Source organism: Janthinobacterium sp. GW822-FHT07A03, from assembly GCF_058798815.1.
This window is the reverse complement of the sequence record NZ_JBXAKW010000002.1, coordinates 713,812-733,709: the sequence shown is the minus strand read 5'-3', so window position 1 is coordinate 733,709 and position 19,898 is coordinate 713,812. Positions and strand designations below refer to the sequence as shown.

The following is a 19,898-nucleotide window of genomic DNA, read 5'->3' as shown; positions in this document are numbered from 1 at the left end:
AATCGCCGGCTTTGCCCATCCCATGCGCCACGCTCCCGAACTCCTCCTGCCTGCCGGCTCCCTGGCCAAGATGCATGCCGCCTTCGACTATGGCGCCGACGCCGTCTACGCGGGCCAGCCGCGCTACAGCTTGCGCGTGCGCAATAACGATTTTTCGACCTTGCAAGCCTTGCAAGAGGGAATTGATGGCGCCCATGCGCGCGGCAAGCAATTCTTTGTCGCCAGCAATATCTTCGCCCACAACGCCAAGCTGAAGACGTATTTGCGCGACATGGAGCCGGTGATCGCCATGCGTCCCGACGCCCTGATCATGGCCGATCCGGGCCTGATCATGATGGTGCGCGACAAGTGGCCGGAGATTCCCATCCACCTGTCCGTGCAGGCGAATGCCGTCAACTGGGCCGACGTGAAGTTCTGGCACCGCATGGGGCTGACGCGCGTGATCTTGTCGCGCGAACTGTCGCTCGACGAGATCGAGGAAATCCGCCAGCGCTGCCCGGAAATGGAACTCGAAGTATTCGTGCACGGCGCCCTGTGCATCGCCTATTCGGGCCGCTGCCTGCTGTCCGGCTATTTCAACCACCGCGACCCGAACCAGGGCACGTGCACGAATTCCTGCCGCTGGGATTACAAGGTGAAAAATGCCACGGAAGACGCCAGCGGCGACCTGGGCGGCATGCAGGTGGTGCCGCTGGAATTTCACCAGGCGCTGGCCGAAGCCGACAACAATGCGTTTTCCGCCCTGCACCAGCAGCCGCGCCACCCGCTGGCCGACCAGCCATATCTGATTGAAGAAGCGCAGCGGCCGGGCCAGCTGATGCCCATCCTCGAAGACGAGCACGGCACCTACATCATGAATTCGAAGGACTTGCGCGCCGTCGAGCATATCGAGCGCCTGGTCAAGATCGGCGTCGATTCGCTGAAGGTCGAGGGCCGCACCAAGTCGCTGTACTACGCGGCGCGCACGGCGCAAGTCTACCGCCAGGCCATCGACGATGCCGTGGCGGGCCGCCCCTTCGACATCAGCCTCCTGGGCCAGCTGCAGGGCCTGGCCAACCGCGGCTACACGGATGGTTTTTACCAGCGCCACCACACGCAGGCGCACCAGAACTACATGCGCGGCGCGTCCGAGGCGGACCGCAGCCAGTACGTGGGCGACGTGCTGAGCGTGACGGATGGCTGGGCCAGGGTGGAAGTGAAAAACCGCTTTGCCGTGGGCGACCGCATCGAAGCCCTGCACCCGGACGGCAACCGCGACTTCACCATCGCCCGCATGCTGGCCGACGATGGCAGCGAGATCCAGGTGGCGCCCGGCAGCGGCCACTTCGTGCGCATCGAACTCGACGGCGCGCTGAATAAAGCCTTGCTGGCGCGCTATTTGTAACCGCCAGTCTGGCGTGCTGGGCGGCAAACCAGTATGCAAGTGTTTGATTTGATAAGAAAAATTCCAACTGGCGCCGCCTAAATAATTTGTTTAGGCTTCAACATTGCTATACGATACGGCCACCCTGCGCCCGGGGGCCTGATCGGCATCCGGTGCGTCCCTGACACGTTCACCGGAATCCCCGATGCCACCTGCCACACCCGCCCTGATCACCAATGACGCCGTCGTCCTCGGCCTGCTCGCCATGACCCTGGGGGGCGTCTTCTGGACCGCCTCCCGCGCCAACGGCTTCTGGAAAAAGTTCTACGCCTATATCCCGTCGCTGCTGATGTGCTACCTGATCCCGGCGCTGCTCAACACCTTCGGCATCATCGACGGCAACGCCTCCGGCCTGTACGCCGTGGCGCGCGACTACCTGCTGCCCAGCGCGCTGGTCCTGCTGTGCGTGGCCATCGATTTCGGCGGCATTATCCGTCTCGGCCCCAAGGCCATCATCATGTTTCTTACAGGAACACTCGGCGTCATGCTGGGCGCGCTCGTCTCGTTCGAGGCGCTGCGTTTGATCCACCCGGAAACGGTGGCGGGCGACACCTGGCGCGGCATGACGACCGTCGCCGGCTCGTGGATAGGCGGCGGCGCCAACCAGGCAGCCATGAAGGAAGTGTTTGAAGTGGACGCGACGCTGTTCGGCCAGTTCGTCGCCGTCGATGTGCTGGTGGCCAACGTGTGGACGGCCGTGCTGCTGTTCCTGGCCGGCCGCGCGGGCGCCTTCGACCGCTGGACCGGCGCCGACTTGACGGCCATCAATGCGCTCAAGGACAGCATCGAAAGCTACCGCGCCCAGCACGCGCGCGTTGCCAATCTGACCGACATCATGATCATCCTCGGCGTGGGCCTGGGCGTGACGGGCCTGTCGCACTTCCTGGCCGGCCCCATCATCAGCTGGATCGCCACCCTGCCCGCCGCCTGGCGCCTGCAGGATTACAGCCTGACGTCGAACTTCTTCTGGATCGTCGTGCTCGCCACCACCTTCGGCCTGCTGCTCAGCTTTACCCGGGCGCGCAGCCTGGAAGGCGCGGGTGCCTCGACCATCGGCTCGGCCATGCTGTACGTGCTGGTGGCCACCATCGGCATGCACATGGACTTGAAAGCCCTGCTCGACAAGCCTTTCCTGTTCCTGCTGGGCCTGATCTGGATCGCCGTGCATGGCGGCCTGATGCTGCTCGTCGCCAAGCTCATCCGCGCACCGCTGTTCTTCATGGCCGTCGGTTCGCAGGCGAACATCGGCGGCGCCGCCTCGGCCCCCGTCATCGCCAGCGCCTTCCACCCGGCCCTGGCCCCCGTGGGCGTGCTGCTGGCCGTGCTCGGCTACGCGCTGGGCACCTATGGCGCCTACATCACGGGCTTGATCCTGCGCAGCATGGCGGGATGACGCCCATCCCGGCTTGACCGGCCAAGCTTATCATCATGACCACAACGCCAGCCTTCGGGCTGGCGTTGTCGTTTCCCCCCGCAGCTTTCGCAGAGTCCTGAAAACTCCCCACAATGTAGCAGAAACCCCTCAAAACCAAATTTCCGCACCATTTTTGTGCGAAATCTGCGATGATAGTTGCCCAAACAACCGATTACCTCCATGGAATTCTGATGAAATACGCATCTGCTCACGAGTATGTCCAGCATGTCGCCGCACGCAATCCAGGTCAGCCCGAGTTTCTGCAAGCCGTCACCGAAGTCATGGAGAGCTTGTGGCCGTTCCTGGAGCAGCACCCGAAATACGCGGAACAAGGCTTGCTGGAACGCTTGATCGAGCCGGAGCGCGTGGTGATGTTCCGCGTGTCGTGGGTCGATGACCATGGGCAAGTACAAGTCAACCGCGGCTACCGCATCCAGCACAGCATGGCCATCGGGCCGTACAAGGGCGGCATTCGCTTCCACCCTTCCGTCACCCTGTCGGTGCTGAAATTCCTCGCCTTCGAACAGACGTTCAAGAATGCCCTGACCACGTTACCGATGGGCGGCGGCAAGGGCGGCGCCGATTTCGATCCGAAGGGCAAGAGCCCGGGCGAAGTGATGCGCTTCTGCCAGGCCTTCGTCAGCGAACTCTTCCGTCACGTGGGTTCGGACACGGACGTGCCGGCCGGCGACATCGGCGTGGGCGGGCGCGAAGTGGGCTATATGGCCGGCATGATGAAAAAACTCAGCAACCGCGCCGATTGCGTGTTCACGGGCAAGGGCGCCAGCTTCGGCGGCTCGCTGATGCGTCCGGAAGCGACGGGCTACGGCACCGTGTATTTCGCCGAGGAAATGCTGAAGACGCGGGGCCGCTCGTTCGAAGGCATGCGCGTGTCCGTTTCCGGCTCGGGCAACGTGGCGCAGTACGCGGTGGAAAAAGCCATGGCCATGGGCGCGAAAGTCATCACCGTCTCCGATTCCAGCGGCACCGTCATCGACGAAGACGGTTTTACGCCGGAAAAACTGGCCATCTTGATGGAGGTCAAGAACCATTTGTATGGCCGCGTCAGCGATTACGCCGCGCGCACGGGCGTGCGCTTCGAAGCGGGCGTGTCGCCATGGCATGTGCCGGTCGACATCGCCCTGCCCTGCGCCACGCAAAATGAACTGAACATCGACGATGCGCGCCTTCTCATCGCCAATGGCGTGCAGTGCGTGGCCGAGGGCGCCAACATGCCCACCACCATCGAGGCAGCCAAGGCCTTCGAGGCGGCCGGCGTGCTGTACGCGCCGGGCAAGGCCAGCAATGCGGGCGGCGTGGCGACTTCCGGCCTGGAAATGAGCCAGAACGCGGCCCGCATTTCCTGGCCGCGCGAAGAAGTCGACGCGCGTTTGCTGCAGATCATGCAAGGCATCCATGCGGCGTGCAAGCAATACGGCACGCGCGCCGATGGCACGGTCAGCTATGTGGATGGCGCGAATATTGCCGGCTTTGTCAAAGTGGCCGATGCGATGCTGGCGCAGGGTGTCATTTAAGCGTAGGTCGGATTAGGCGCAAGGCGCCGTAATCCGACAACATTGTTGGCATCGGTGGGTGGCGTCGGATTACGCGCTTGCGCGCTAATCCGACCTACACGGACCTACAACATTTCAGGTTTCATTAAACTCTTGCGGCTGATGGTCCGGCCCGATACCATGAACTCGCCATTGCCCCGGTAGTGCAGGGTTTCGGGCAGCTTGGGCGAGGTGGCCACGTGGGCCTTCACGCACTCGAAGATGAAGAAGCCGCCCTTCGGGTTGCCCGCCACCTGCGCCAGCTTGCATTCGAAGTTGGCGTAGCACTCGGCGATCAGCGGTGCGCCCACCAGTTCGGCCGGCTGCGGCGTCAGGCCGAAGGCCGTGAACTTGTCCGTGTCTTCGCCGCTGCAATTGCCGATAGCGACCACCTGGTCGACCATGTCGGCCGTGGGCAGGTTGATCACGCACTCCATGCTGCGCTTGATCATTTCATGGCTGTGATTCGCGTCGGAAATGAAGCAGCCCAGCAAGGATGGCGTAAATTCCATCAGCATGTGCCAGGCCATGGTCATGACGTCGCTTTCGCCCTGCCACGTTGAACTGACGAGCACCACCGGCCCCGGTTCGAGGAAGCGGCGGATATCGGCGACGGGATAATCTTCTTTGTGGTAATTTTTCATCTGCTCTCCAGGACGCGGTACGCGATAGCATAGCCCAACGGCGCTTGGCCGGGCGCGCGGCTGGCCGATGGCGGCACCGTATCATCCGCGCCGCGATTTGCTCATTTCCTCGCAAATTTCTCCCAGTTGGAGATGTTGCAACATAGAATACACTGATCAACTACTCAAGGAAACCGCCATGCGTCCTCTGTTCCTGTTGCCAGTCCTGTCCCTCGCTTGCCTCGCCAGCCTCGCGCATGCCGACGAGCAAACCCGCACGGTCGCCGCCTTCAACGCCATCGATATCCGCGGCCCCATCAGCATGGAAGTGGAATCGGGCAAGGAGCAAAGCCTGCTGCTGCGCGGCGACCAGAAATTCCTCAGCGGCGTGATCACGGAAGTGGTCGACGGCGAACTGAAAATTTCCATGAAGGATAAAGATATCAAGAAGACCGAGGGCGCCCCGCGCATCATCATCACCATGCCCACCTTGCGCAAGCTGATCGCGGAAGGTGCGGGCGAGAAGATATTGACCAAGCTCAATGGCCCACGTGTCGACATCAGCTACAAGGGCGCGGGCCGCCTGGCCGCCGATGGCCAGGTCGACTGGCTGCGCCTGAAGGCGCAGGGCGTGGGCGAAGTCGACACGAAAGCCTTGCTGGCGAAAAACGTCGACGTGAATTTCGAAGGCATCGGTTCCGTCAAGGTGTATTCCTCGGGCGAACTGAACGCCGTGGTGCGCGGCATGGGCGAACTGACGTATTACGGCAAGCCGAAGATCGTGCACAAGTCGATCGCCGGCATCGGCAGCGTCAACGCCGCCAAGTAAGCTTTTCCATAAAAACAAGGCCATCAGGCCACTGGAGACCGCATGACCGCTTTACAAGATACCGACGCACCGCTGGTGCTGCGCGAAGAGCAGGATGGCCTCGTCACCCTGCGCCTGAACCATCCCCTGCAATTCAATGCCCTGTCGGAAGCCATGCTGGCCGCGCTGCAGGAAGCGTTCGATGCCATCGCGCAGCAGCCACACGTGCGCTGCGTGGTGCTGGCCGCCGAAGGCAAGGCGTTTTGCGCGGGCCACGATTTGCGCCAGATGCAGGCCACGCGCCAGCTTGATTATTATCAAACCCTGTTCGCGCAATGCTCGCGCGTGATGCAAGCCATTCAAACCTTGCCCGTGCCGGTGATTGCCCGCGTGCATGGCATCGCCACGGCGGCCGGCTGCCAGCTGGTCGCCAGCTGCGACCTGGCCGTGGCGGGCGCGTCCGCCCGCTTTGCCGTCTCCGGCATCAACGTGGGCCTGTTCTGTGCCACGCCGTCCGTCGCCCTGTCGCGCAATGTATCGCCCAAGCGGGCCTTCGACATGCTGGTGACGGGCCGCTTCATCGACGCCGACACGGCCGCCGACTGGGGCCTGATCAATGAAACGGTGGCCGACGCGGCGCTCGACGACGCCGTGGCCCGCCTGGCGCAGCAGATCATGGCGAAAAGCCCGACGGCCATCCGCTACGGCAAGGCCATGTTCTACCGGCAGCGCCAGCTGCCGCTGGACGAGGCGTATGCGTACGCGGGCGACGTGATGGCGCGCAACATGATGGAAGAGGATGCGGAGGAAGGCGTCGCCGCCTTTTTAGAGAAGCGGCCGCCCGGCTGGGCGCGGCCTTGAGTACCTGACCGAACCTACTGCGCGTCGGTATAGGCAGCCTGCGATGCTCACTGTACTTCAGTACGGTTGCGCTTCTCGGCTACCTCTCCCTTCCGCTCGCTACGGTTCTGTCAGGTACTCTTGGACTTCCTGGTCTTAACGACTGTCCTTCATCTGCTGCTGCACGGAAAGACTCAAGGTCCCGAGGTCTTCCTTGCCCAGCAGCGGCAATTGCGCCAGCAGCTGGGCAAGGGCGGAGCTGCCCGTCACGTCCAGCTCGGACGACTGCACCAGCACCGTGCCGGCGCCCGTGAAGTCGATCTGCTTTTCCTCGCCCGACAGGGTAAAACCCGTGAGCGCGCCGGCGGCCGAGGCCCAGCCCTGCACGTGGGCATAGTCGTAGTGATACGAGGGGCTGGGGCAATCGGCCCAGCCCAGCACGGCCTGCTCGTCCACGCGGCACGGCAACTCGAGGAAATGCACGGGGCCGTTCGACGAGGCGATGACTTTACCGGTGCCTATCATGGTCAGATAACCGGGCAAGGTCGATTCCTGGCAGATCACATCATTGGTAAAACCCAGCAGGTTTTTCGCGCGGATGGTCATGTTGGCGTTGTCCAGGTCGTAGCACGCCAGGTCGTTGCCGTTGTCGCCCAGGATCAACTGGCCCTGCCCTTGCGCCACGACAAAGTGGTGCACGTATTTCGGTGCATTGAAGGCATTGCGCACGATCAAGTCGAGCACGCTGCTGCCCATGGCTTCAAAGCGCAATTCGCCATAGAAGGCGATCATCTTGCCCTTGCGAATGAAGATCTGTTCCTTGACGTCGATGACATACGAAAAACGGTTCAGGTTATCGTTCTTCGGCAAGGTATCGGGGTTGTAAATCGTCATGGCTTACCTTTCGCTCGCTTGGATGTAGACCGTGCCCTGGCCCGTGAACTTCACCTGGTAGGATTCGCCGGACGCCTGGCCGACGAAGGTTTTCCAGTTCAGGTCCGTGACGATGGTCGAGCTCAGCTGGCCCGTATGGCCGATATACGCTTGCGGGTCGACGAAGACGGGCACGTCCGGCGTGACGGGCAAGCCGATGGCATTGCCGTCGGACAAAATCGCCACTTCGCCCGTGCCTTGCAGGGTGGTGGTAAACAAGCCCTGGCCCGAGGCCATGCCGCGCACCACGCCCTGCACGCCGCCCTGGTTGCCGAGGAACATGGTGCCGGCCGTCAGGCGCGCATCGAAGGCCAGCAGGGAGTCGCTTTCCACATAGAACGTTTCGCCCCGTACGGGGACGATGCTGACGAACAGGCCGCCCTGCGCGTAAAACACGCTGCCCGTGCCGCGCGCCGACATCAGGGCATAGCCCTCGTTCGTGACGGCGCGCATGGCCAGGCTTTGCACGCCCTGGCCGGCCAGGAAGGAGCGGCTGAACGCCACGTCGCCCTGGTACGACACCATGGCGCCCTTGCGGGCGAACACTTCTTCATTGCCGAGTTTGACCTCAAGCATCTTTTCATTGATCTGCTGATAGACAGGCATGGCGGGTCCTCGCTGACTTAACGTTCGGCGGGCTGGATGAACACCACGCCCTGGCCTGTGAATTTGTGCTGGTACGATTCGCCCGAGCTCTGGCCGATCATGGTGCGCCAGTTGACATCAAAAACGAATTCCTGGCGGATATCGCCCTTGAAGCCGACGAAGGCGTCCGGGTCCACGCGCAGCGGGTGCGCCGGCGTCACTTCCAGCATGATCAGGTTGCCGCGCGAAATGACGGCCAGGTTGCCATGGCCTTCGACGGTGGTGGAAAACAGGCCCTGGCCGGAACTGGCGCCGCGCAGGCCCGCAAAGCTGGTGCCCGTCTTCAGGCTCGTGTCGTAGGCCAGCAGGCTGCTGCTTTCGATGGTCAGCTTTTCGCCGGCCAGCGCCATGACGGTGATCTCGGCCGCATTCTGCGCGAAAAACACCGTGCCCGTGCCGGCGGCCTGCATCACCTGCATGCCTTCGTTCGTCACCTTGCGCTTGAGCGCGCCGAAGAGGCCCTCGCCGCCCAGCAGGGATTTTTCAAATTTGATGCTGCCCGTGTAGGCGACCATCGCGCCGGCAATCGCCAGCACTTTTTCATCCTGCAGGCGCACTTCCAGCAGGCGGTCGGTATTGGTGCGGAAACTGGTCACGCGCGACTCCCCAAGAATGCCAGGGCACAAAGCCATGGCTATCCGACAAGATACCGGGGGCGTTACCGCCATGCAAGTGCTATTCCTCCCGAACGGGGGTGAGTGCATAAAAAAAGGCGTGCCCGGAGGCACGCCTTGCGTTCACGCAAAGAACGGCTTATTCCGCCAGCACCGGCTTGGCGCCGCGCGCGTTCTGGAACAGCGGCACGGGATCATTGGTATTGACCTCGACCACCGTCACGCCCTGCACCACGCCAGCGACCTGGTAGCCGACGGCGCCCAGGTGGCGCTTGCCTTCGGCCAGGTTGGACCAGCTCAGCGAGACAGACGCGGTGCCGCCTACGTAGGCCGTGCCCGGCATCAGCGCCTTGAAGCTGCCGTTGTTCAAGCCCGGCGCCAGCACCCACGACGACAGGGTGTAGTCGGCCTGGCCGTTTTGCGGCGCAAAACCGATCACGCACACCTTGTACGTACCGGCGGCGGGCAGGCGCAGCTCCACTTGCTCATTGGAACTTTCGTTGCCGCTGCTGCCGACCAGCACATTGGCGGCGTTGTAGACCTCCATGTCCATGTCGGTATTCGCGCCGCCCGTCGTTTCCGCGTCGTAGGTGGCAAAGCGCGCCGCCAGGGTGCCGACAGGAATCACCACGTTGTGCACGTTCACGCCCGTGGCGCCGCCGGCCTTGCAGGCGGCCGATGCGGCAGCGCCCGTCGCGGCCTGGCCGATCGTGCGCGACTCGCGCACGGCTTCAACCAGGCCCGACTTGACGCCGACCAGCGCACCCGAGAAGCCCGTGCCCAGGGTCAGCACCTTGCTGCCCGTGGCCGCTTCGCTGCTGACCAGCGGAATGGCGGCCAGCGAGGTGCCGCGCGCCGTCAGCGGGCTGCGCACCGTGTGCGTGCCATCCGTCCAGCTCAGGGCGCCGTAGGTCCAGGTATTGGCCGGTGCCGTGGTGCGCGTCAGCTTGACCTGGTACTGGCCCTTGGCGCCCGGCGCCAGGCTCAGGCTCGTTGGCGTCACCGCCACCGTGTAGCCGGGCAGGCTGGCCGAGACGTTGTAGACGGCGCTGCCGGCGCCCACGTTGGTCACCGTGCGCGTCAGTGTCTGCGTGCCCAGCACGTTGGCCGCCGTCAGCGATGCCAGGTTCAGGTTATAGGCAGGAATGGTGCCGACAGCCTGGCAGGTGGCGGCGCTGTAGACCTTCAGGTTCAGGCCGCACAGGAAGCGCGCATAGTCGATTTCCGACACGTCGTACACGAGCCCGGGATCGGCCGCGCTGTTCGGCGCGATATGGCCGGCGCCCTGGCCCCATGGCAGCTGGCCCGAGTTCTTCGCCGTGGCATCCCACGACACGGAACCGTTCAAGCCATCGGAATACGTGCTGAAGGCCGTCGTCATCAGCGCCGACTTGATGGCCGCGGGCGACCAGGTCGGATGCTGCTGCTTGAGCAGCGCCGCCACGCCGGCCACGTGCGGGCTGGCCATCGAGGTGCCGGAATAGAAATCCCATTCCGCCACGGGCGCTGCGCCGCCGGCCGCCACCGCATCGCGCTGCGCCGGCGTCAGGTCGGCCGTCACGCCGGCCAGGATGTTGGTGCCGGGCGCGGACAGGTCGGGTTTCAGGATGTTCGCGTTGGCCACGTTCGGCCCGCGCGAGGAGCGGTCGCTGACGATGGGCGCCTGCACCGTGGTGTCGGCAACGGTATGGATTTCGCCCAATGCCGCCGTGCCGTCCGGGCTGGATGCCATGAAGGCCTTCAGCGCGTCGCCCTGCGCCTGCGCCAGGTGCACGGTCGACAGCACGTGCGCCTGGTTGATGATGGTATTGGCGCCGCCGGCCACGTTGGCGATGATCACGCCCGCCGCGCCCGCCGTCTTGGCATTCGCGCTCTTGTTGACCAGTACGTTGCCGCCACGGTCGCACACGAGCACCTTGCCCGCCACTTTCGCCGGGTCCAGATAAGCCGGGGCGGCATCGGCCGCGCCGTAGCAGCGCAGCAGATTGACGTCCGTCGGCGGCACGCCGGCCAGGCCCGCGTCGCGCGAGCGGATCAGCGGCAGCGCCGGCGTATTCGCATTGCTCGACGCGCCTTCCAGTTTCGTGCCGTTGCTGAGGATGACATTGCCCGCATACAGGCGGTTATGCGTGGAATTGGCCACCGTGGCCAGCCACGGGCTGATGTGGGAGACGGGCGCCGGCACGTCGGGCGCGGGCGTGGCCGGGCCGGAATTGCCGCCGGAGGTGGCGACGAAGACGCCGGCCGCCGCCGCGCCGAGGAAAGCGACTTCCGTCGGTTCGTCGAACGCGCCGCCGCCCGCGTTCGGGCCGATGGAGAAGTTGATGACGTTGACGCCATCCTTGACCGCCTGGTCGATGGCGGCCACGCTGTCGGCCGTGGCGCAGCCGTTGCGGCCCGTCGACGCGGCCGTCCAGCAGACTTTATAGGCGGCGATGCGGGCGCGCGGCGCCATGCCCGAGGCCTTGCCCAGCGACACGCCGTTCGAGGTGGCGATGGCGCCATTGTTGCCGCCGGCCGTGGACGCCGTGTGCGTGCCATGGCCGCCGTGGCCCGTCAGGCCGGCGACGGAATCGCGCGGCGAGCGGAATTCCGTCCAGTGCAGGGCCGACGTGGCGGCGCGGTAATAGCGCGCACCGATCAGCTTATTGTTGCAATTCTCTGCGGAAAAACCTTCGCCCGTCTGGCACGTGCCCTGCCAGCTGGCCGGCGGCGCGCCGTACACGACATTGCTGCCGCTATGGCTGGGCACGCCGTTCTCGTCGAGGCGGTCGGCAAAGGCCGTGTTCTCGGGCCAGATACCGCTGTCGACGATGCCGATGATGATGTCTTCGCCCGCGTGCGTCTTGCCGCCCAGCTGCTCCCACAAGCCGCCCGGCTTGTCCAGGCCCAGGAAGGTGGGCGTGTAGCTGGTGTCGAGCTGCAGGATGGAGTCGGCGCTGATGCTGGCCACGCCGCTGTTTTTCTTCAGGGCCCGCACTTCATCGTCCGTCAGCAAGGCGGAAAAGCCGTTGAAGACGACGCTGTACTGGTGCGTGATTTCAGCCGCGCTGACGGTGCCGGCCACGGCGGCCTGTTTGCTGTCGAGGTAGCTCAGGTAGGCCTGCACGTCGGCGGCGCCCACGTTGATGCGCGCGCCCGGTGCTGGCTTGGTGGCGGCCAGGCCGTCGACCTGGCCCGTGTAAGTGGCGGCCGGCTTGTCGACCAGCTGCACGATGTAGGAGCGGCGTTCCTGCGCCTGCGCCGCTTGCGCCAGGCTGGCGGCCAGCAGGAGGATACCGAGGGAAACGGGACGTAATTTCATCTCACGCTCCTTGCACGGTGAACGGGGAGAACTTGCCGCTGCGGCGGCGCGACAGCATGCCGATGGCGCCCAGGCCGGCGAGCAGCAGCATGTAGGTCGACGGTTCCGGCACGGCGCTGATATTGATATTGTCGAGCGCAAACTGGCCCTGGTTAAAGGCTGGGAAATCGATGGAATTGCTGCATACGCCAGTGTCATTGAAAATGCAGGCGTTGAAGGTCAGGCCCGTAAACGCGTAGTTGTTGAAGCCGCTCAACAGGGAAGCGCTCTGGAAATGGTAATTGCCATCGCTGCCCTGGCCGGGAAACGCCAGCGAAGTGCTGACCACCTGGCCGTTGCTGAGGGTACCGCTCAGCTGCAGTTCGCCCCAATTCTGGTTCGGCAAGCCCGAGACGGGGGCGATGAAGGAATAGTCGAAACCGGCCAGGCTGAACGCCTGGCGGTCGGCACGCGCGAAATTCACGCCGCCATCGTTGAGGATGGCCAGGTAATTGCCGGTGGCGCCCTGCGGACAGGCGGCGATATCGCACGACGAGCCCACGCGGCCATCGAGGATGGCGCCCACGCCGCTGACGCCGCCGCCGGCCGCCGTGGTCGGGTCGGCCAGGAACAGCAGGTTGTAGCTGGACGTATTGAGCGTCTGGCCGCTGGCGTACACGTCGGGACGCAAGCTGTCGAAGGTCAGGACCCCGGCCATGGCCGGCGCGGAAGCGAGCACGGACACGGCGGCCAGTGCGGCCAGGACAGTGGCGCGGCCGCGGGTAGCGGGCGGATTGGCAGTGGCGGGCGATACCCGCGCATGTGATAGACGATTCATTCTATTCCCTTGATTGTTGTGGATAGATAGGTCGGCAGGTCTGGTGCCCGCTTTCAGCTTTTTCACAAAAGTGTCAACAAATATAGCAAATCGCATAAAACAAATATCATATTTTTAATATCATTTATTTATTTTTTATCTAAGCCTGCGAAACTTTGTTTTGTTTTATCTATGGAAGCTTGAGGAATCTCAACGTTACATTGGAACAACAATGCCTCGCACTGCAGACGTGCGCGCCAGCGTGTCGGCGCAACTTCAGATAAGCTCGAAAACCGTGCCTGCGGCCAGCGCAAGCGCGTAGCGTCACATCGCGGTACACCTGTTCCATCCTGGAACAGTCATCCCCTCCCCTGCCCCGCATGACGCGCCCCCAGAGGCCCCTGCGCCGATGGCATGAAGCTTGCACAACAAGAAGATCGACCGTGCTCAGGGAGCAGCATCATGGAACACCATCAACTGGCCGGCAGCGGCCGCTCAGGCGCGCGGCCGGCCCGGCGCCTCCTCGTGTGCGGCGCGCTGGCGCTGGCTTTTTTCCTGCTGGCCGCCAGGCTGGACCTGGCCGAACGGCTGACGCATGCGCTCGGGCGCCAGGAACACTGGCAGCTCGATGAACTGGCCCTGAGCCTGCTGCTGCTGGCGCTGGCGCTGGCCGGCTTCGCCGTGCGGCGCGGACGCCAGGTGGCGCTGCTGCTGGCGCAAAACCGCGCCCTCACGCAGCGCCTGCTGCGCGCGCAGGAAGAAGAGCGCTGCGCGCTGGCGCGCGAGTTGCACGATGAAGTGGGACAGGACTGCACGGCCATCCGCGCCGCCGCCAGCTACATCCTGCGCGCGCGCGACGGCGACCAGGCGAACGTGCAGGCCTGCGCCGCCAGCATCGCCCGCTCGTCGGAAGCGCTGCATGCGATGGTGCGCACGATGCTGCGCCGGCTGCGCCCGCCCGTGCTCGACAGCCTGGGATTGGCGCCGGCCCTGCAGGCGCTGTGCGACAGCTGGGCCCAGCAGCACGGCATCGCCTGCCATTTCGCGCCGCACGCCATCCCCGCCAGCCTCGACGACAGCACCGCCACCGCCATCTACCGCCTGGTGCAGGAAGGCTTGACGAACGTGGCGCGCCACGCGGGCGCCGACCGTGCCACGGTGGAATTGCGCGCCGACGCGCACGGCGTGCTGCACCTGGCCATCGAAGACAATGGCCAGGGTTTGCGCCAGGACAAAACGGAAGAAGGCGGTTTTGGCATGCTGGGCATGCGCGAGCGCGTGGCCGGCCAGCGCGGCCATATCCGCTGGATCAGCGCGCTGGGCAACGGCTTGCGCATCGAAGTGGCGATGCCGCTGGCGGCCGGTGCGGCATGAACGCGGCCATGACCCCGATCCGCGTGATGCTGGTCGATGACCACCCGGTGGTGCGCACGGGCTACCGCCGGCTTCTGGAACAAGGGGGCGACATCGCCGTCGTGGCCGAGGCGGGCAATGGCGAAACGGCATATGCCCTGCACCTAGAACAGGCGCCCGACGTCTGCGTGACGGACTTGTCCATGCCCGGCATCGGCGGCCTGGAATTGCTGCGCAAGCTGCTGGCCCGCGATGCCGGCGCCCGCGTGCTCGTGTTCAGCATGCACGACACGCCGCAGCTGATCGCGCGCGCGCTCGACGGCGGCGCCTGCGGCTTCGTCAGCAAGCAGGCGGACCCGGAACACCTGGTCGACGCCGTGCGCGCCGCCCACGCGGGCCGGCGCTACCTCGATCCGCACAGCGTACCGGGCGTGCTGCACGGCACGGCCCGCATGGAAGCGCAGCGCTTGAGCAGCCTGAGCCAGCGCGAATTTGAAATCTTCCGCCTGCTGGCCGAAGGCCGCAGCGCCGCCGACTGCGCCCGCCTGCTGCACCTGAGCAGCAAGACGGTGGCCAACCACCAGACCTGCATCAAGGAAAAGCTCGACGTGCCCGGCCCCGCCGCCCTGGTGCGCCTGGCGCTGCGCAATGGCATCATCGAGCAGCGCCAGCTGGGATGACTTAAAACGCGTAGCGCAGACCTGCATTCACGCTGCGCGGCGCGCCGGCCGCATAAAACGTCGCATTGACCATCGGATAGTCGCCGTTCACGGCGGGCAGCGGCCGGGCGGCAAAATTGCCGTTGGCGTCGAAACCCGTCGCGCCCAATTGCGCCGCCGTCGCGTACTGGCGGTCGAACAGGTTGTTTATCTGGGCAAACACGCTCAGGCGCGGCGTCAGCTGGTATTTCCCGTTCAGCTCGACCACGGCGTAGCCGGCGCTCTTGCCCGGTCCCAGGTAGGACGGGCCGCCCGCCTGGTGCCGGTTGTTCTCGTTGCCGCGCGCATAGGAACTCGACACGGCCGTCATGGCCAGGCCCACCGTCCAGTCGCGTCCGCCCTGAACATCCACGTGCGCCTTCAGGATATGGCTCGGTGTCAGCGGTATGCGGTTGCCGGGCGTGATGACGATATTGCCTTCCAGGCCAGGCGCGTCCGCGTCGCTGCTGCTGTTGGCGCTGCCGTTGACGGTTTCGCGGCTTTGATACGTTGCCTGCAGCCACGTGTAGTTGACGCCGAAGTCCAGCGCGCCCGCCTTGCCGTCCAACGCCAGCTCCACGCCCTGGTGGCGCGTCTTGCCAAAATTCTTGAAGTAGCCGAAACCGGCCTGGTTGTCGGCCACGAACAGGATGTCGTCATGGTTTTCCGCGCGGAACACGCCGGCGCTCCAGCGGGCCACGTCGCCCCACTTGCCGCGCACGCCCGCTTCCCACGTCTTGGTGACGACCTGTTTCAAGGGCGGGTCGCCCGCCATGGCGTTGGGCAGGCGGCACGGGTTTTCCGGGTCGGCGCAGCCGAGTTCGATGGCCGTCGGCGTGCGGCTGCCTTCGTTGTAGCCGAGATAGGCGCTGGTGCCGGCCACTGGCGCATAGGCCAGGCCGATGGCGGGATTGAAACGGCTGAAACGGTGGTCGCCATCGAGCGAGCCGCTGCCGCCGCCCGGCGTGATGGCGTCGCGGTTGCGCACGGTGCTGCGGTTGTAGCGGCCGGAGATGGTCAGGGTCAACGCTTGATTGAACGCAATGCTGTCGCTTGCATACACGCTCCACGTGCGCATGCGCCCGCTCAAGTCGACCCGGTTGTCGACGGGCGTGCCGTCGTCGTCGATTTCCGTGCCGTCGGCAAAGAAGTCGACGGGCGTGATGCTGCGGTCCGGGTTCAGGTAGCCGAACTGGCTGGTCTGGCGGAAGGTGGCGTGGCTGGCATCGAAGGCGGCGCCGGCCGTGACGCTGTGGCGCTGCCCGGCCAGGTCGGCCGGTGCCGTGAACTGCCCCGAAAGACCATAGTTTTCCTGCTCGGTATGGCTGCGGTTGAGCATGCCGTTGCATTTTTCGGCCGGTTCATCGTTCAGCAAGACGTTGCCGATGCAGCGCCATTTCGGGAACGGCGTATTCGACGCATTCGCCCCGCTGGCGGGAAAGCCCGTGTAGCCGGCCGCCGCCAGCGCCGCCCGTTCGGCCGCGCCGGGCTGGTAGACGGACTGATCGAGCGACTCGTCGTTCAGGTCGCCGTTAAACGTGTGCGTGTCGATCTTGCGGTAGTACACATTGCCGGACAAGAGCAAGCCGGCGCCGGCCTGGTGCTTGCCCGTCAGGTTCAACAGAGTGGATTTGTTCTGCGTCAAATCGGGCTTGGTGTAGACGCTGCGGTAATCGCGCGCCAGCAGGCGCTGTTCCTGCAAGCCGTTGCCCGTCAGCGCATTGTCCGCGTGGGCCACGGTGACGGCGATATCGGTGCGCGCATCGCTCCAGCCCAGCTTGCCAAACAGCTGACGCACGTCGGACGGCGAATCGTCGCGCCAACCTTCTTCCCTGAAGCGGTTGCCCGTCACGTACCAGTGCCAGCCCTGCGCATTGCTACCGCCATGCTCGAACTCGATGGCGCGCCGCTGGTGCGAACCCAGGCGCGCTTCCACGGCCGTGCCGGGATTGCTAAGACCATCCTTGGTCTGCAGGGCCAGCGCGCCGCCCAGGGTGTTCAGGCCGAACAGGGGGTTCGAGCCCGGCATCAGGGTCAGCGAGGCGATCGCCATGCGCGGGATCAAGTCCCAGCTGACGACGTCGCCAAACGGCTGGTTCAGGCGCATGCCATCGAGGTAGACGGACAGCCCTTGCGGCGTGCCCAGCAGGGGCGACGCCGTATAGCCGCGGTAGCTGACGTCGGGCTGGAACGGATTGTTCTGCACTTCATTGACATACACGCTGCCCAGGTTGCGGCGCAGGAAGGCGGAAATGTCGAGCGCGCCGCTGCCGGCGATCTGCTGCGCGCTGGCCGTCTGCACGGGCGCGGCGAGCGCATCGCGCGGCTGCTCCACGGTGGGCAGCGGCATGCTGCCCGTGATGATGACGGTGGGCAAGTCGTACGCCGCCTCCAGGCTGGCAGGGTCGGCAAGGTCGGCAGCTTGCGCCTGGCACAGCGCCATGGCGGCGGCCGCGAATAAGGTCAGTCTCATGCATCTCCCCGATTTATCGTGTTTTTTATTACTGCCCAGTATCGGACAGCCACCGGGGGAGGGGCTAGGGAAAAACTCCCGCCGTGCGGGGAAGAGGTAACAAAGTCAGCGTTGCAAGGGCAGGTAGCTCTGCTTAAGCTGGCGCAACACAAAGCTCGATTTGCTATGGCGGATGCCGGGAATTTTATACAGGCGCTCGCGCAGCAGGCGTTCGTAGTCGCGCGTGTCGCTCACCGCAATGCGCAGGTAGTAATCGTAGTCGCCGGACACAAGAAACGCTTCCAGCACTTCCGGGATCATGGCCAGCGCGTGGCCGAATTCGAACAGGGCCTGGTCGGAATGGTCGTCCAGGGTGACTTGCACGATGACGGTGTCGGCCAGCCCCACCTTGGCCGCATTGACGTTCACCGTATAACCCTCGATGACGCCATCGTCTTCCATGCGCTTGATGCGCGCCCAGCATGGCGACGAGGTCAGGCCCACCTTGGCGCTCAGGTCGTGCAGGCTGATGCGGGCATCCTGCTGCAGGGCCGTCAGGATGGCGAGGTCGAATTTGTCCAGTTTCATTCTGTCATATCCTTATTTCACAGCAAATTTTGCTGAAGTATGCATTTTATACGAGAAAACCAGCAGCCTTTTCTGCCGCATCAGGCAGAAAATAAGGCCATGAAACCCGATCCCTCTCCCCTCCTCGCGCGCGCCTCCCATAACGGCGCCAGCACCCTGATCGACACCCTGCTGGCGCTGGGCGTCGACACCGTCTTCGGCTATCCGGGCGGCGCCGTGCTGCCCCTGTACGACGCGCTGCACGCCCAGCCCCGGCTGCGCCACGTGCTGGTGCGCCACGAACAGGCGGCCGTGCACGCGGCCGAAGGCTATGCGCGCAGCACGGGCCGGCCCGGCGTCGTCTTCGTCACGTCCGGCCCCGGCATGAGCAATACCACCACGGGCTTGCTCGACGCCCTGTGCGATTCGATCCCCGTCATCTGCATCAGCGGCCAGGTGGCCACCACCAGCATCGGTACCAGCGCCTTCCAGGAATGCGACGCGCTGGGCATTTCGCGCCCCGTCACCAAGTGGAACCGGCAAATCCGCACGGCCGACGAAACGGCGGCCGTCGTGCGCGAAGCATACGCGCAAGCCACGCAGGGCCGGCCCGGCCCCGTGCTGGTCGATTTCCCCAAGGATCTGCAACTGGCGCCGGTGCAGGAAACGACGGTGCAGGCCCCTGCCACGCCGGCCCCGGTGCCGATGCCGGCAGCTTCCGATCTCGAACGGGCCGCCAGCCTGATCTCCTCCGCGCGCCAGCCCGTGTTCTATGGCGGCGGCGGCCTCGTCAACTCCGGTCCCGCCGCCTGCGCCGCCTTTGGCCAGCTGGTGAAACTGGCGGCCGCGCCCTGTACATTAACCCTGCTGGGCCTGGGCGCCTTTCCCGCCTCGCATCCGGCCTTCCTCGGCATGCTGGGCATGCACGGCACCCTGGAAGCGAACCTGGCCATGCACCATGCGGATCTGATCGTTTGCGTCGGCGCCCGCTTCGACGACCGGGTGACGGGACGTCTCGATGCCTTTTGTCCTGGCGCAAAGGTCATCCACGTCGATATCGACCCGGCGTCGATCGGCAAGGTGGTGCGCGCCGACGTGGCCCTGCGCGGCGATTGCGCGCCCGTGCTCGCGGCCCTGCTGGCGCAGCTGCGCGGGCGATTGCTGGCGGACCGCCAGCCGTGGTGGCAGCGCATCGACGGCTGGCGCGCACAAGACAGCCTGGCGTTCGACGACACGCCCGGCGTCATCGCGCCGCAGGCGCTGATGCGGCGGCTGCAGGCGGCGCTCGACAGCATGGATGGCGGCGACGCCATCGTTTCCACCGACGTGGGCCAGCACCAGATGTGGGCGGCGCAGCATCTGCGTTTCGAGCAGCCGCGCCGCTGGCTGACGTCGGGCGGCGCCGGCACCATGGGTTATGGCTTGCCGGCCGCCATCGGCGCGCAGATCGCCCACCCGGATGCCTGCGTGGTGTGCGTGAGCGGCGACGCCTCGATCCTGATGAATATCCAGGAACTGGCCACGGCCGTGCAGCACCGCCTGCCCGTGAAAGTGGTGCTGTCGAACAATGGCTACATGGGCATGGTGCGCCAGTGGCAGGAACTGATACACGGCGGGCGCTACAGCCACAGCTACACGGAAGCGCTGCCCGACTTCGTCGCCCTGGCGCGCGCGTTCGGCTGGCAGGCGCACACGGTCAGCCGGCGCGAGGAACTCGACGCTGCATTGGCCGACTGCCTGGCGTCCGAAGGCCCGTACTTCCTCGACGTGCGCGTGCACGGCGCGGAAAACTGCTTCCCCATGATGGCGCCCGGCGCGGGGCACCATGAAGTGACCTTGCGCAAAGGCGTGGTCTACACCGGGTAACAAATCCGG

Annotated in this window: 16 protein-coding genes; 8 read left to right on the top strand and 8 right to left on the bottom strand. The window is 65.0% G+C overall.

What is annotated here, in order from left to right; all coding sequences use genetic code 11:
* Positions 1-22 precede the first annotated feature (22 nt).
* From trhP to gdhA, 3 genes are all read left to right on the top strand, one after another.
* Positions 23-1,384, top strand: a complete 1,362-nt coding sequence (gene trhP / locus AC1RJW_RS09375; protein ID WP_493044681.1) for a prephenate-dependent tRNA uridine(34) hydroxylase TrhP — start codon at positions 23-25, stop codon at positions 1,382-1,384.
* Positions 1,385-1,568: 184 nt separating this feature from the next.
* Positions 1,569-2,816, top strand: coding sequence for a DUF819 family protein (locus AC1RJW_RS09370; protein WP_493044679.1), 1,248 nt, complete (start codon positions 1,569-1,571; stop codon positions 2,814-2,816).
* 212 nt (positions 2,817-3,028) lie between these two features.
* On the top strand, positions 3,029-4,372 hold the full coding sequence (gene gdhA / locus AC1RJW_RS09365) for an NADP-specific glutamate dehydrogenase (protein WP_493044678.1): 1,344 nt from the start codon (positions 3,029-3,031) through the stop codon (positions 4,370-4,372).
* Positions 4,373-4,476: 104 nt separating this feature from the next.
* On the opposite strand, the gene AC1RJW_RS09360 is transcribed toward gdhA, so the two are convergent.
* The gene (locus AC1RJW_RS09360) at positions 4,477-5,034 is read right to left on the bottom strand and encodes a flavin reductase family protein (RefSeq protein WP_493044677.1); all 558 of its coding nucleotides are present in this window, start codon (positions 5,032-5,034) and stop codon (positions 4,477-4,479) included.
* Positions 5,035-5,212: 178 nt separating this feature from the next.
* On the opposite strand from AC1RJW_RS09360, the gene AC1RJW_RS09355 reads away from it, so the two are divergent.
* Together AC1RJW_RS09355 and AC1RJW_RS09350 are read left to right on the top strand one after the other, a co-directional pair.
* Complete coding sequence (locus tag AC1RJW_RS09355) at positions 5,213-5,842, top strand: head GIN domain-containing protein (protein ID WP_493044676.1); 630 nt, start codon at positions 5,213-5,215, stop codon at positions 5,840-5,842.
* Positions 5,843-5,884: 42 nt separating this feature from the next.
* Complete coding sequence (locus AC1RJW_RS09350) at positions 5,885-6,682, top strand: enoyl-CoA hydratase (RefSeq protein WP_493044675.1); 798 nt, start codon at positions 5,885-5,887, stop codon at positions 6,680-6,682.
* 135 nt (positions 6,683-6,817) lie between these two features.
* On the opposite strand, the gene AC1RJW_RS09345 is transcribed toward AC1RJW_RS09350, so the two are convergent.
* The 5 genes from AC1RJW_RS09345 to AC1RJW_RS09325 form a co-directional block, all read right to left on the bottom strand.
* Positions 6,818-7,555 (bottom strand): AIM24 family protein, encoded by a 738-nt coding sequence (locus AC1RJW_RS09345; protein ID WP_493044674.1) that lies wholly within the window; start codon positions 7,553-7,555, stop codon positions 6,818-6,820.
* Between the two features lie 3 nt (positions 7,556-7,558).
* Positions 7,559-8,200, bottom strand: coding sequence for an AIM24 family protein (locus AC1RJW_RS09340; protein WP_101483726.1), 642 nt, complete (start codon positions 8,198-8,200; stop codon positions 7,559-7,561).
* A gap of 17 nt (positions 8,201-8,217) precedes the next feature.
* The gene (locus AC1RJW_RS09335) at positions 8,218-8,871 is read right to left on the bottom strand and encodes an AIM24 family protein (RefSeq protein WP_083287479.1); all 654 of its coding nucleotides are present in this window, start codon (positions 8,869-8,871) and stop codon (positions 8,218-8,220) included.
* Positions 8,872-8,992: 121 nt separating this feature from the next.
* Positions 8,993-12,157: a S8 family serine peptidase gene (locus AC1RJW_RS09330; RefSeq protein WP_493044673.1), complete on the bottom strand. Its 3,165-nt coding sequence runs from the start codon at positions 12,155-12,157 to the stop codon at positions 8,993-8,995.
* A gap of 1 nt (position 12,158) precedes the next feature.
* Positions 12,159-12,974: an NF038120 family PEP-CTERM protein gene (locus AC1RJW_RS09325; RefSeq protein WP_493044672.1), complete on the bottom strand. Its 816-nt coding sequence runs from the start codon at positions 12,972-12,974 to the stop codon at positions 12,159-12,161.
* 441 nt (positions 12,975-13,415) lie between these two features.
* Between AC1RJW_RS09325 and AC1RJW_RS09320 the strand changes: the two genes are divergently transcribed.
* Positions 13,416-14,327, top strand: a complete 912-nt coding sequence (locus AC1RJW_RS09320; RefSeq protein ID WP_493044671.1) for a histidine kinase — start codon at positions 13,416-13,418, stop codon at positions 14,325-14,327.
* A gap of 8 nt (positions 14,328-14,335) precedes the next feature.
* Positions 14,336-14,986, top strand: a complete 651-nt coding sequence (locus AC1RJW_RS09315) for a response regulator transcription factor (protein WP_493044670.1) — start codon at positions 14,336-14,338, stop codon at positions 14,984-14,986.
* 1 nt (position 14,987) lies between these two features.
* On the opposite strand, the gene AC1RJW_RS09310 is transcribed toward AC1RJW_RS09315, so the two are convergent.
* Positions 14,988-17,477, bottom strand: a complete 2,490-nt coding sequence (locus AC1RJW_RS09310) for a TonB-dependent receptor (RefSeq protein WP_493044669.1) — start codon at positions 17,475-17,477, stop codon at positions 14,988-14,990.
* A gap of 105 nt (positions 17,478-17,582) precedes the next feature.
* Positions 17,583-18,044: an Lrp/AsnC family transcriptional regulator gene (locus AC1RJW_RS09305; protein ID WP_070217690.1), complete on the bottom strand. Its 462-nt coding sequence runs from the start codon at positions 18,042-18,044 to the stop codon at positions 17,583-17,585.
* Between the two features lie 99 nt (positions 18,045-18,143).
* On the opposite strand from AC1RJW_RS09305, the gene ilvB reads away from it, so the two are divergent.
* Positions 18,144-19,889 (top strand): biosynthetic-type acetolactate synthase large subunit, encoded by a 1,746-nt coding sequence (gene ilvB / locus AC1RJW_RS09300; RefSeq protein ID WP_493044668.1) that lies wholly within the window; start codon positions 18,144-18,146, stop codon positions 19,887-19,889.
* Positions 19,890-19,898 lie beyond the last annotated feature (9 nt).